Annotated in this window: 10 protein-coding genes and 1 pseudogene; 6 read left to right on the plus strand and 5 right to left on the minus strand. The window is 70.7% G+C overall.

Annotated features, from left to right (window positions below; translation table 11 throughout):
- Nucleotides 1–4: 4 nt before the first annotated feature.
- The 6 genes and pseudogenes from tpiA (at nucleotide 5) to AB0I52_RS03515 (ending at nucleotide 5,580) form a co-directional block, all read left to right on the plus strand.
- Nucleotides 5–781 (plus strand): triose-phosphate isomerase, encoded by a 777-nt coding sequence (tpiA, locus tag AB0I52_RS03490; protein WP_363068490.1) that lies wholly within the window; start codon nucleotides 5–7, stop codon nucleotides 779–781.
- 113 nt (nucleotides 782–894) lie between these two features.
- Nucleotides 895–1,131 carry a preprotein translocase subunit SecG gene (gene secG, locus AB0I52_RS03495; protein ID WP_363068492.1) on the plus strand — a complete coding sequence of 79 codons (237 nt, stop codon included), beginning with the start codon at nucleotides 895–897 and terminating at the stop codon, nucleotides 1,129–1,131.
- A 108-nt stretch (nucleotides 1,132–1,239) separates the two neighbouring features.
- On the plus strand, nucleotides 1,240–1,575 hold the full coding sequence (locus AB0I52_RS03500) for an RNA polymerase-binding protein RbpA (protein WP_078617917.1): 336 nt from the start codon (nucleotides 1,240–1,242) through the stop codon (nucleotides 1,573–1,575).
- Nucleotides 1,576–1,904: 329 nt separating this feature from the next.
- A complete protein-coding gene (pgi, locus tag AB0I52_RS03505) occupies nucleotides 1,905–3,557 on the plus strand; it encodes a glucose-6-phosphate isomerase (protein WP_363068783.1) in 1,653 nt (550 codons plus the stop codon).
- A 4-nt stretch (nucleotides 3,558–3,561) separates the two neighbouring features.
- Nucleotides 3,562–4,065, plus strand: coding sequence for a PH domain-containing protein (locus tag AB0I52_RS03510; RefSeq protein ID WP_363068494.1), 504 nt, complete (start codon nucleotides 3,562–3,564; stop codon nucleotides 4,063–4,065).
- Nucleotides 4,062–5,580 (plus strand): annotated as a pseudogene (locus AB0I52_RS03515) (PH domain-containing protein). Before AB0I52_RS03510 ends, AB0I52_RS03515 begins: the two are co-directional and overlap by 4 nt.
- A gap of 93 nt (nucleotides 5,581–5,673) precedes the next feature.
- Here the strand turns inward: AB0I52_RS03515 and pgl are convergent.
- The 5 genes from pgl to tkt are packed head-to-tail and all read right to left on the minus strand — an operon-like array spanning nucleotide 5,674 to nucleotide 12,286.
- Nucleotides 5,674–6,459 carry a 6-phosphogluconolactonase gene (gene pgl, locus AB0I52_RS03520; protein WP_363068496.1) on the minus strand — a complete coding sequence of 262 codons (786 nt, stop codon included), beginning with the start codon at nucleotides 6,457–6,459 and terminating at the stop codon, nucleotides 5,674–5,676.
- Nucleotides 6,456–7,496, minus strand: coding sequence for a glucose-6-phosphate dehydrogenase assembly protein OpcA (gene opcA, locus AB0I52_RS03525; RefSeq protein ID WP_363068498.1), 1,041 nt, complete (start codon nucleotides 7,494–7,496; stop codon nucleotides 6,456–6,458). The genes pgl and opcA overlap by 4 nt, the downstream gene beginning before the upstream one ends.
- A complete protein-coding gene (gene zwf, locus AB0I52_RS03530; RefSeq protein WP_362962016.1) occupies nucleotides 7,493–9,025 on the minus strand; it encodes a glucose-6-phosphate dehydrogenase in 1,533 nt (510 codons plus the stop codon). The genes opcA and zwf overlap by 4 nt, the downstream gene beginning before the upstream one ends.
- A 5-nt stretch (nucleotides 9,026–9,030) precedes the next feature.
- Nucleotides 9,031–10,149, minus strand: coding sequence for a transaldolase (gene tal, locus AB0I52_RS03535; protein ID WP_363068500.1), 1,119 nt, complete (start codon nucleotides 10,147–10,149; stop codon nucleotides 9,031–9,033).
- A gap of 34 nt (nucleotides 10,150–10,183) precedes the next feature.
- Nucleotides 10,184–12,286 (minus strand): transketolase, encoded by a 2,103-nt coding sequence (tkt, locus tag AB0I52_RS03540; RefSeq protein WP_363068502.1) that lies wholly within the window; start codon nucleotides 12,284–12,286, stop codon nucleotides 10,184–10,186.
- Nucleotides 12,287–12,514: the final 228 nt, after the last annotated feature.

The following is a 12,514-nucleotide window of genomic DNA, read 5'->3' on the forward strand; positions in this document are numbered from 1 at the left end:
TTTCATGACCACCCGCACCCCGCTGATGGCGGGCAACTGGAAGATGAACCTCAACCACCTTGAGGCCATCGCCCACGTCCAGAAGCTCTCCTTCGCCCTGGCCGACAAGGACTACGACGCCGTCGAGGTCGCCGTCCTGCCGCCCTTCACCGACCTGCGCTCCGTGCAGACACTGGTCGACGGCGACAAGCTGAAGATCAAGTACGGCGCCCAGGACATCTCGGCGCATGACTCCGGCGCGTACACCGGTGAGATCTCCGGTGCCATGCTCGCCAAACTGAGGTGCACCTATGTCGCCGTCGGACACAGCGAGCGCCGCCAGTACCACGCCGAGACCGACGAGGTCTGCAACGCCAAGGTGAAGGCCGCGTACCAGCACGGCCTGACCCCGATCCTCTGCGTCGGCGAGGGCCTGGACATCCGTAAGGCCGGTGAGCAGGTCTCCTACACGCTCGCCCAGCTGGACGGCGCGCTGAAGGACGTCCCGGCCGAGCAGGCCGAGTCCATCGTGATCGCCTACGAGCCGGTCTGGGCCATCGGCACCGGCGAGGTCGCCACCCCCGACGACGCGCAGGAGGTCTGCGGTGCGATCCGCGGCCGTCTCGCGGAGCTGTACTCGCAGGAGCTGGCCGACGCGGTCCGCATCCAGTACGGCGGCTCGGTCAAGTCCGGCAACGTCGCCGCGATCATGGCGCAGCCCGATGTGGACGGCGCGCTGATCGGCGGCGCCGCGCTGGACGCCGACGAGTTCGTCAAGATCGTCCGCTTCCGCGACCAGTGAGTATGCGGTAGCGCGGATCCGTCGTACCCTTGCGGGGGCCGAGGAGGGCACAGCCTCCCGGCCCCCGTTGTTCGCATACGCAGTCCAGGAATTCCGGAAAGTAGGGACCAGCCGTGATTTTGGCGTTCGAGATCACCCTGATCGTCTTCAGCCTGCTGCTGATGCTGCTGGTGCTGATGCACAAGGGAAAGGGCGGCGGTCTCTCCGACATGTTCGGTGGCGGCATGCAGTCGTCCGTCGGTGGCTCCTCGGTCGCCGAGCGTAACCTCGACCGGATCACCGTCGTGGTCGGTCTGTGCTGGTTCGCATGCATTGTGGTGCTTGGTCTGCTCATCAAGCTGGACAACTGACCCGTCGTACGCGATTCCTGTGAGGGTGTAACTCCAATCACTGGACGCGCGTTGGGCCTTACGTAGACTGGGGCATCTTCGAGCACCATCACGCAGGGAGTTACGACCGTGGCAAGTGGCAACGCGATCCGGGGAAGCCGGGTCGGAGCGGGGCCGATGGGGGAGGCCGAGCGCGGCGAGTCCGCGCCACGCGCCCGCATCTCCTTCTGGTGCTCGAACGGGCACGAGACGCAGCCGAGCTTCGCCCATGACGCGCAGGTACCGGAGACCTGGGACTGCCCGCGCTGCGGCTTCCCGGCCGGCCAGGACCGCGACAGCCCGCCGGACCCGCCGCGCACCGAGCCGTACAAGACGCACCTCGCGTACGTGCGCGAGCGGCGCAGCGATGAGGACGGCGAGGCGATTCTCGCCGAGGCTCTCGCGAAACTCCGCGGCGAGATCTAGGGCGTGTTTCGAAAGTAGCGCCGTCCGCCCGAAGGGCGGGCCCGGCGGTGTCTGGTGCGTGCGATCGCAAGGCGGAGGGTCGCCCCGATACTGGTTGTATCGGGGTGATCCCGACAACGCGGCGAGTGTGCGTGCCAGACACCGCCGGGCAGGCGGGACTTTCGAAACACGCCCTAGAAGCGTTCACCGGCCGGACACCCCCAGGGTGCCCGGCCGGAATGCTTGCGCCGTGCCGCAGCCCGCCGCCGTCCCGTCCGTCCCCCTGATCAATTAAGTTGGTGGGGCAGCGGGGAACTGCGGTGACGAGGAGAAGTGGGCTGATGTCCGGGATGAACGCACAAAGTCGAACCAGGCTCAACCAGACGCCGGAATGGACCGCGCTGGGAAAGCACCGTGAGCAGCTCGGGACGACCCATCTGCGCGAGCTGTTCGCGGACGATCCGGAGCGCGGCACCGGATACACCCTGCGGGTCGGTGACCTGTACATCGACTACTCCAAGCAGCTGGTCACCGATGAGACGCTCCGGCTGCTGCGCGAGCTCGCCGGGGCCACCGGGGTCGCCGGGCTGCGGGACGCGATGTTCCGCGGCGACAAGATCAACACCACCGAGGACCGCGCCGTCCTGCACACCGCGCTGCGCGCCCCGCGCGACGCCGTGATCGAGGTCGACGGCGAGAACGTGGTGCCCGCCGTGCACGCGGTGCTCGACAAGATGGCCGCCTTCTCGGAGCGCGTCAGGTCGGGCGAGTGGACCGGTCACACCGGCAAGCCGATCAAGAACATCGTCAACATCGGCATCGGCGGCTCCGACCTGGGCCCCGCGATGGCGTACGAGGCGCTGCGCTCCTTCACGGACCGCTCGCTGACCGTCCGCTTCGTCTCCAACGTCGACGGCGCCGACCTCCACGAGGCCCTGCACGGTCTCGACCCGGCCGAGACGCTTTTCGTCATCGCGTCGAAGACCTTCACCACGATCGAGACGATCACCAACGCCACCTCGGCCCGCGACTGGCTGCTGACCGGCCTGAGGGCCGGTCAGGACGCGGTGGCCAAGCACTTCGTGGCGCTGTCGACGAACGGCGGGAAGGTCGCGGACTTCGGTATCGACACCGCGAACATGTTCGAGTTCTGGGACTGGGTCGGCGGCCGCTACTCGTACGACTCCGCCATCGGCCTCTCGCTGATGATCGCCATCGGCCCGGACCGGTTCCGCGAGATGCTCGACGGCTTCCACCTCGTCGACGAACACTTCCGCACCGCCCCGGCCGAGGAGAACGCCCCGCTGCTGCTGGGGCTGCTCGGCGTCTGGTACGGCGCGTTCTTCGACGCCCAGTCGCACGCCGTGCTGCCCTACAGCCACTACCTGTCCAAGTTCACCGCGTACCTCCAGCAGCTGGACATGGAGTCCAACGGCAAGTCGGTGGACCGCGACGGCAACCCGGTGGACTGGCAGACCGGACCGGTCGTCTGGGGCACCCCGGGCACCAACGGGCAGCACGCGTACTACCAGCTGATCCACCAGGGCACGAAGGTCATCCCGGCCGACTTCATCGGCTTCGCGGAGCCGGTCGAGGGTCTGCTGCCCGGACTGGTCGCCCAGCACGACCTGCTGATGGCCAACTTCTTCGCCCAGACCCAGGCGCTGGCCTTCGGCAAGACACCGGACGAGGTGCGCGCCGAGGGCGTCGCCGAGGAGCTGGTGCCGCACAAGACGTTCCGTGGCAACCACCCGACCACGACGATCCTCGCGGACCGGCTGACGCCCTCGGTGCTCGGCCAGCTGATCGCCCTGTACGAGCACAAGGTCTTCGTCCAGGGCGCCGTCTGGAACATCGACTCCTTCGACCAGTGGGGTGTCGAACTCGGCAAGGTCCTCGCCAAGAAGATCGAGCCGGTGCTGACCGAGGGCAGGGGCGGGGAGCAGCTGGACAGTTCGACGGCCGCCCTCGTCGCTGCCTACCGCGAGCTCAGGGGACGCTGAGCCCATGGCCACGGGGGTGGGGGCGGTACGGCTGCGGGCTCCGGCGCACACGCTGGACCCGCGGGCCGTCCGCTGGTGGCGGACCCGGTGGCTGCTGCTGACCGCCGGTCCGGTGGCGGTCCTGGCCGTGCTGGGCGGGTTCATCGCGCCCGCCCGGTTCTGGCTGCTGCTGCCCGCCGCGGTGCTCGCGGTGCTCGGCGCCGGCTGCGCCGTCCTCGTCCCCCTCTGGTGGTTCCGCACCCACCGCTGGGAGGTCACCGACGAGGCGGTGTACGTCCGCACCGGGCTGCTGTGGCAGGAGTGGCGGATCGCGCCGATGTCCCGGATCCAGACCGTGGACACCGAGCGCGGCCCCCTCGAACAGCTCTACCGGCTCGCCACGGTCACCGTCACCACCGCCTCGTCCAAGGGCGCGGTCCGGATCGAGGGCCTCGACCACGAGCTGGCGGCCGAGCTCGCCGAGCGGCTGACCCGGATCACCCAGGACACCCCCGGGGACGCCACATGAGCACGGCGGCCCCGGGCGGGGACTGGCGGTCCCTCGCCCCCCGTACGGTCTGGCTCACCGCCCTCGTCACCGCCGGGGTGGCGGCCGGTGCCGCCGTGCCGACCACACTCGGGCTCTCCGGACGCCTCGGCTTCGGCCCCGCCGCCGCGTGGGTGCTGACGGGCGCCGCCCTCCTGATCGCCTTCGGCGCGGGCGCCGACTACGTACGCTGGCGCCGCACGCGCTACCGGGTCGGCACGGACCGCGTCGAACTCCATACCGGCCTGCTGCTGGTCAAGAAGCGCTCGCTGGCGCGCGAACGCATCCGGAGCGTGGACCTCACCGCCCATCTGCTCCAGCGCGTCCTCGGGCTCGTCACCGTCCGGATCGGCACTGGTGAGCACACCGGCGGCGAATCCACCCTGGAGCTCGACCCGGTCCTGCGGGCCGAGGGCGAACGGCTGCGCCGCGCCCTCCTGGAGCGAGGCCTCACCGCCACCCCGGGCAGCCACCGCGAGGGCGAGCTCGTCTCCCTCGACCCGCGCTGGATCCGCTACGCGCCGGTCTCGTTCGTCGCACCCGCGCTCGGCGGCGCGGCGGCCGGGGCCGTGCTGCAGGTCAGCGACTGGTTCGGGGCGCAGGGCCAGGTCATCGCATGGGTCGGTGACCGCTACCGGGACACCTCCCTGCTCTCGGTGATCGTGCTCCTCGCCGTCGCCGGAGTACTCGCCGGGGTCGTCGGCGCGCTGGGCCTCTGGGTCGAGATGTGGTGGAACTACCGCCTCGAGCGCGAACCCGGCGGCACCCTGCGCATCCGGCGCGGACTGCTCACCTCCCGGTCCGTCTCCATCGAGGAACGCCGGCTGCGCGGCGTCGACCTCGTCGAGCCGCTCGGCGTCCGGCTGCTGGGCGCCGCCCCGGGTCGACGCCATCACCACCGGCCTGGCCAAGGACGACGACGAGCAGCACGGCGACCACAACACCCTGCTGCCCGCCGCGCCCCGGCCGGTCGCCGGTGCCGTCGCCGCCGCCGTGCTCCGCGAGAGCGTGTCCCCGACCGGCGCCCCGCTGACCGCGCACCCCGCCACCGCCCGTGCCCGGCGGCTGCGCCGGGCGCTGTGGGCGGTCCTCGTCCCGGTCCTCGTCCTCGCGCTGCTCGGCGCCCTGCTGACGCCCGTCCTGCTCTGGGTCGCGCTCGGCTGCGCGGCCGTGGGCCTCCCCCTGGGGGTGCTGCTGGCCCGGGACGCCTACCGGGCTCTGGGACACGCGCTCAGCGGCGCGTACCTGGTGACCCGCTCGGGCGCGCTGCGCCGCTCCACGGCCGCGCTGGAACGGGCCGGGGTGATCGGCTGGACGGTGCGCCAGTCGTACTTCCAGCGGCGGGCCGGGCTGCTGAACATCACCGCCACGACAGCCGCCGGAGCGGGCGCGTACACGGTGTACGACGCGGACGAGGCCGAGGGGCTGGACTTCGCCTCCGAGGCCGTCCACGGCCTGCTGGAGCCCTTTCTGGAGCGGGTCCCGGCGGGGGAGTGAGCCCGGTGCGGCGTGGGGTGAGCCCTTCACGCAGCGGGCCCGGTCCGCTCCGAGGAGCAGGCCGGGCCCGCGGGTACCGCCCCTGCCGGCCGGTCAGGCGGAGGCCGGCGGATAGAGGGCGCGCGGCAGCCGGGATGCCGCCGCTGCGTCCAGCAGCCACAGCGTGCGGCCGCGCCCGTAGGCGCCCGCCGCCGGGGCCTGGATCTCCCCGGCGCCCGACAGGGCGATGGCCGCGGCCTCCGCCTTGTCCTCGCCCGCAGCGAGCAGCCACACCTCGCGGGCCGCCCGGATGGCGGGCAGCGTGAGGGTGACCCGGACGGGCGGCGGCTTGGGCGCCCCGCGCACACCGACGACGGTGCGCTCGGTCTCCCGTACCGCGGGCAGCTCGGGGAAGAGCGAGGCGACATGCGTGTCCGGGCCGACGCCCAGCATCAGCACGTCGAACACCGGCACCGGGCCGTGGTCCTCCGGACCGGCGGCGGCGGCCAGCTCGGCGGCGTACGCGGCCGCCGCGGCTTCGACGTCCCGCCCGTACGGGCCGTCCGAAGCGGGCATCGCGTGCACCCGGGACGGGTCCAGCGGCACCGAGTCCAGCAGGGCCTCGCGGGCCTGCGTGACATTGCGTTCCGGATCACCCTCCGGCAGGAACCGCTCGTCGCCCCACCACAGGTCGAGCCGCGACCAGTCGACCGCGTCCCGGGCGGGTGCCTGGGCGAGCGCCGCCAGCAGGCCGTTGCCGTTGCGTCCGCCGGTGAGCACCACCGAGGCGTGACCGCGTGCGGCCTGGGCGTCCACGACCTTCGTGATCAGCCGGGCCGCCGCGGCCTGTGCCATCAGCTCCTTGTCGCGGTGCACGACGAGCTGGGGGACGACGCTCACTTCGACGCCGCCTTCTTCGCCGCGGCCGTCTTCCTGGCCGGAGCGGCGGGAGCGGCGCCCGCGGTGGACGCGTCGGCCGGCTTCGCGGCCGCGGCGGCCTTGGGAGCAGCGGCTTCCCCGAGCCGTTCCACGCCGAACTTCACCGAGGACTCATAGGTGTTGTCCGGGTCGAGCCGGCGCAGCTCCTCGGCCAGCAGCTCCGCGGTCTCCCGGCGCTTGAGCGCCACCGCGCGGTCCGGCTGATCCACCATGGAGAGCGTGGCCAGCGAACCGTCGGCCCGGTCCAGCACGATCGTGCCGTTCCTGGTCTCCATCCGGACGGCCGTCAGACCCGGGCCGCCCGACATGGTGCGCTCCACCGGAACCTGGAGCCGGTCCGCGAGCCACATGGCCAGCAGCTCGCAGCTCGGGTTCTCGGACTCGCCCTCCACGGAGGCCGAGACGACCTCCACGGACTGCTGGTCGAGCGCGGCCGCCAGCATCGAGCGCCACGGCGTGATCCGGGTCCAGGCCAGATCCGTGTCGCCGGGGGTGTACGACTTCGCGCGCACCGCCAGTTCGGCGCTCGGGTGCTCCGCCGAGTACGCGTCCGTGATCCGGCGCTGGGCGAGCGCGCCCAGCGGGTCCTTCGCCGGATCGGCGGGCGCCGCCTCGGGCCACCAGACCACGACCGGCGCGTCGGGCAGCAGCAGGGGAAGGACCACCGACTGCGCGTGGTTGGCCAGTTCGCCGTAGAGCCGCAGCACCACGGTCTCGCCGGTGCCCGCGTCGGAGCCGACCCGGACCTCGGCGTCCAGCCGGGCGTCGCGCCGGCTGCGCGGCGAACGGCTGACCCGCTTGATCACCGCGATGATCCGCGAGGGGTGCTCGCGCGAGGCGTCGCCCGCCGACTTGAGGGCGTCGTAGGCGTTCTCCTCGTCGGTGACGATGACCAGCGTGAGGACCATGCCGATCGCCGGGGTGCCGATGGCACGGCGGGCCGACACGAGCGCCTGGTTGATCTTGCTGGAAGTGGTTTCCGTGAGATCGATCTTCATGGCCGGCGCCAGCTCCGTCCGTCTCGTGCGAGCATCTCGTCCGCCTCGGCCGGGCCCCAGGTGCCCGACGGGTACTGCGCGGGCTTGCCGTGCTTGTCCCAGTACTCCTCGATCGGGTCGAGGATGTCCCAGGAGAGTTCGACCTCCTGGTGGCGGGGGAAGAGGTTGGCGTCGCCGAGCAGCACATCGAGGATGAGCCGCTCGTAAGCCTCCGGGCTGGACTCCGTGAAGGACTCGCCGTAGGCGAAGTCCATCGTGACGTCCCGGACCTCCATCGAGGTGCCGGGCACCTTGGAGCCGAACCGCACGGTCACGCCCTCGTCCGGCTGGACCCGGATGACCAGGGCGTTGCTGCCCAGCTCCTCGGTCGCACCGGACTCGAAGGGCAGGTACGGGGCGCGCTTGAAGACGATCGCGATCTCGGTGACCCGGCGGCCGAGCCGCTTTCCGGTCCGGAGATAGAACGGCACACCCGCCCAGCGGCGGTTGTTGATCGTCAGCTTGATCGCGGCGAAGGTGTCGGTCGTCGACTTGGGGTCGATACCGTCCTCCTCCAGGTAGCCGAGGACTTCCTCGCCGCCCTGCCACGCGTGCGCGTACTGGCCGCGCACGGTGTGCTTGCCGAGGTCGTCCGGCAGCTCGACGGCCGTGAGCACCTTGAGCTTCTCGGCCACCAGCGCCTTCGGGTGGAAGGAGCCGGGCTCCTCCATCGCGGTCAGCGCCAGCAGCTGGAGCAGGTGGTTCTGGATGACGTCCCGGGCGGCGCCGATGCCGTCGTAGTAGCCGGCCCGGCCGCCGATGCCGATGTCCTCGGCCATCGTGATCTGGACGTGGTCCACGTACGAACGGTTCCAGATCGGCTCGAACATCGTGTTGGCGAACCGCAGCGCCAGGATGTTCTGGACCGTCTCCTTGCCCAGGTAGTGGTCGATCCGGAAGACCTCGTTGGGCGGGAACACGTCGTGCACGAGCTGGTTGAGCTCCTGCGCGCTCTTCAGGTCGTGGCCGAAGGGCTTCTCGATGACGGCGCGCCGCCAGGAACCCTCCTTCTGGTCGGCGAGCCCGTGCTTCTTGAGCTGCTGGACGACCTTGGGGAAAAACTTCGGCGGCACGGAGAGGTAGAAGGCGAAGTTGCCGCCCGTCCCCTGTGCCTTGTCGAGCTCCTGGATGGTCGCCTTCAGGGTCTCGAAGGCGTCGTCGTCGTCGAAGGTGCCCTGGACGAAGCGCATCCCCTGGATGAGCTGCTGCCAGACCTCTTCACGGAACGGAGTACGGGCGTGCTGCTTGACGGCGTCGTGGACCTCCTGGGCGAAGTCCTCGTCCTGCCATTCGCGGCGCGCGAAACCGATGAGCGAGAAGCCCGGCGGCAGCAGGCCGCGATTGGCCAGGTCGTAGACGGCGGGCATCAGCTTTTTACGGGACAAATCGCCCGTGACGCCAAAGATGACCAGGCCCGACGGCCCCGCGATACGCGGGAGCCGTCGATCCTGGGCGTCACGGAGCGGGTTGGCTCCGGGAACACCAGACAAAGTGGTCAGCCCTCCGAAGGGGCGAGGCGCTTGAGTTCCGCCTCTGTCGAGTTGAGCAGGTCGATCCAGGCCGCCTCGAACTTCTCGACGCCCTCGTCCTCGAGCAGCTGGACGACGTCGTCGTACGAGACGCCGAGCGTGCCGATGGCGTCGAGCTCGGCGCGGGCCTGCTCGTAGGTGCCGGCGATGGTGTTGCCGGTGATCTGCCCGTGGTCCGCGGTGGCGTCCAGGGTTGCCTCGGGCATGGTGTTCACCGTGCCGGGCGCGACCAGGTCGTCCACGTACAGGGTGTCCTTGTACGCGGGGTCCTTCACACCGGTGGAGGCCCACAGCGGACGCTGCTTATTGGCGTGCGCCTTGTCCAGCGCCGCCCAGCGGTCCGAGGAGAAGACCTCCTCGAACGCCTCGTAGGCGAGCCGGGCGTTGGCGAGAGCGGCCTTGCCCTTCAGTGCCTTGGCCTCGTCGCTGCCGATCGCGTCGAGCCGCTTGTCGATCTCGGTGTCCACACGGGACACGAAGAAGGAGGCCACCGAGTGGACCTTGGAGAGGTCCAGGCCCGCGGCCTTCGCCTTCTCCAGGCCCGCCAGGTAGGCGTCCATGACCTCGCGGTAGCGCTCCAGCGAGAAGATCAGCGTGACGTTGACGCTGATGCCCCGGCCGATGGTCTCGGTGATCGCCGGCAGGCCGGCCTTGGTCGCCGGGATCTTGATGAGCGTGTTCGGCCGGTCCACCAGCCAGGCCAGCTGCTTGGCCTCGGCGACGGTGGCGTCCGTGTGGTGCGCCAGGCGCGGGTCGACCTCGATGGAGACCCGGCCGTCCTGGCCGTCCGTGCTGTCGAAGACCGGACGCAGGATGTCGGCGGCGTCACGGACGTCCGCCGTCGTGATCATGCGGATGGCCTCGTCGACCGTGACCTTGCGGGTGGCGAGGTCGGTGAGCTGCTGCTCGTAACCGTCACCGTGCGAGATCGCCTTCTGGAAGATCGAGGGGTTGGTCGTGACACCCACGACGTGCTGCTGGTCGATCAGCTCGGCCAGGTTGCCCGAGGTGATCCGCTTGCGCGACAGGTCATCGAGCCAGATCGCCACGCCCTCGTCGGAGAGGCGCTTGAGTGCGTCTGTCATGAGAATTGCATCTCCTACTAGTCGTATAACGGCGTCAGCGCGCGGCGGCCGCGAGAGATTCCCGGGCGGCGGCGACGACGTGCTCGGCGGTGAAGCCGAACTCGCGGAAGAGGACCTTGGCGTCCGCCGAGGCACCGAAGTGCTCCAGCGAGACGATCCGGCCGGCGTCCCCGACGTACCGGTACCAGGTCAGCGCGATGCCCGCCTCGACGGCCACGCGTGCCTTCACGGACGGCGGCAGGACGCTGTCCTTGTACGCCTGGTCCTGCTCCTCGAACCACTCGACACACGGCATCGAGACCACCCGGGTCGGGATGCCGGCCGCCTGCAGCTCCTCGCGCGCCCCGACGGCGAGCTGTACCTCGGAACCGGTGCCGATCAGGATGAGCTGCGGCGTCGCGACGTGCCCGTCGGGCGTCTGCGCGTCGAAGATCACGTAGCCGCCCTTGGCCGCGTTCTCGTTCGCGTCGTACGTCGGCACGCCCTGGCGGGTCAGCGCCAGGCCGTGCGGGGCGCCCTTGCCGAACACCTTGGTGTAGCGGCGCAGGATCTCGCGCCAGGCGATCGTGGTCTCGTTGGCGTCGGCCGGGCGGACGACGTTCAGGCCAGGGATCGCGCGCAGCGAGGCCAGGTGCTCCACCGGCTGGTGGGTCGGGCCGTCCTCGCCGAGACCGATGGAGTCGTGCGTCCATACGTACGTCACGGGTGCGTGCATCAGCGCGGACAGGCGTACGGCGTTGCGCATGTAGTCGGAGAACACCAGGAAGGTGCCGCCGTAGATGCGGGTGTTGCCGTGCAGCGCGATGCCGTTCATGGCGGCGGCCATGGCGTGCTCGCGGATGCCGAAGTGGATCGTGCGCCCGTACGGGTCGGCGCCCGGCAGCGGATTGCCGACCGGGAGGAACGACGACGTCTTGTCGATCGTGGTGTTGTTCGAGCCCGCGAGGTCGGCGGAGCCGCCCCACAGCTCGGGGACGATCTCGCCGAGCGCCTGGAGCACCTTGCCGGAGGCGGCGCGGGTGGCGACACCCTTGCCGGTCTCGAAGACCGGAAGCCTGTCCTCCCAGCCCTTGGGAAGCTCGCCCGCGCGGATGCGGTCGAACTCGGTGGCGCGCTCCGGGTTCGCGGTGCGCCAGGCGGCGAAGGTCTTCTCCCACGTGGCCCTGGTCTCACGGCCGCGGTCCAGCGCCTCACGGGTGTGCGCGATGACCTCGTCGGCGACCTGGAAGGACTTCTCCGGGTCGAAGCCGAGGACCTTCTTGGTCGCGGCGACCTCGTCGGCGCCGAGGGCCGAGCCGTGCGCGGCCTCGGTGTTCTGGGCGTGCGGGGCGGGCCACGCGATGATCGAGCGGGCCGCGATGAACGACGGGCGGGTGGTCTCGGCCTTCGCGGCCAGGAGCGCCTCGTACAGACCCGCCGGGTCCAGGTCACCGCTGGGCAGCTGCGCGACACGCTGGACGTGCCAGCCGTACGCCTCGTAGCGCTTCAGGGTGTCCTCGGAGACCGCGGTCTCCGTGTCGCCCTCGATGGAGATGTGGTTGTCGTCCCACAGGAGGACCAGGTTGCCCAGCTTCTGGTGCCCGGCCAGCGAGGACGCCTCCGCGGAGATGCCCTCCTGGAGGCAGCCGTCACCGGCGACGGCCCAGATCGTGTGGTCGAACGGAGAGGTGCCGGGGGCCGCCTCGGGGTCGAACAGGCCGCGCTCGTAGCGGGAGGCCATGGCCATGCCCACGGCGTTCGCGACACCCTGGCCCAGCGGGCCGGTGGTCGTCTCCACGCCCGTGGTGTGGCCGTACTCCGGGTGGCCCGGAGTCTTCGAGCCCCAGGTGCGGAAGGCTTCGAGGTCCTCCAGCTCCAGGCCGTACCCGGCCAGGTAGAGCTGGATGTAGAGGGTCAGGCTGCTGTGGCCCACCGAGAGCACGAACCGGTCACGGCCGGTCCACTCCGCGTCGGCGGGATCGTGCCGCATCACCTTCTGGAAGAGGGTGTACGCGGCGGGAGCCAGGCTCATGGCCGTACCCGGGTGGCCGTTTCCGACCTTCTGTACGGCGTCCGCGGCGAGAACGCGGACAGTGTCCACGGCCCGCTGGTCCAATTCGGTCCACTGGAGGTCTGTGGTGGTCGGCTTGGTGCTCACCCTGAGTCAGGGCTCCTCTCCACTGTTGTAAACCGGTGGCTGTGACCGCACCGGACATTGTCGAGCCTACCCCCGTCGCAACCCGCGATTTCCGGGTAATCCCAGGGTGCGGGCGGCCCGCCGGATTCGCCTCCCGTATGAGCGCGCAGGCTCACCGATGCGCCACTCCGATGAGCGCGGAAACCCACTCCTGAGGTGCTCCGGAGCACCCCCGGGCGGGTCCTGCGG

It is taken from the genome of Streptomyces sp. NPDC050423, from assembly GCF_040655445.1.
In the GTDB taxonomy this organism is placed as follows: Bacteria; Actinomycetota; Actinomycetes; order Streptomycetales; family Streptomycetaceae; genus Streptomyces.

Coding starts and splice junctions, on each gene's coding strand:
- tal (WP_363068500.1), bottom strand. CDS start 10,149: ATGACAGACGCACTCAAGCGCCTCTCCGACGAGGGCGTGGCGATCTGG.
- pgi (WP_363068783.1), top strand. CDS start 1,905: ATGAACGCACAAAGTCGAACCAGGCTCAACCAGACGCCGGAATGGACC.
- AB0I52_RS03510 (WP_363068494.1), top strand. CDS start 3,562: ATGGCCACGGGGGTGGGGGCGGTACGGCTGCGGGCTCCGGCGCACACG.
- opcA (WP_363068498.1), bottom strand. CDS start 7,496: ATGAAGATCGATCTCACGGAAACCACTTCCAGCAAGATCAACCAGGCG.
- tpiA (WP_363068490.1), top strand. CDS start 5: ATGACCACCCGCACCCCGCTGATGGCGGGCAACTGGAAGATGAACCTC.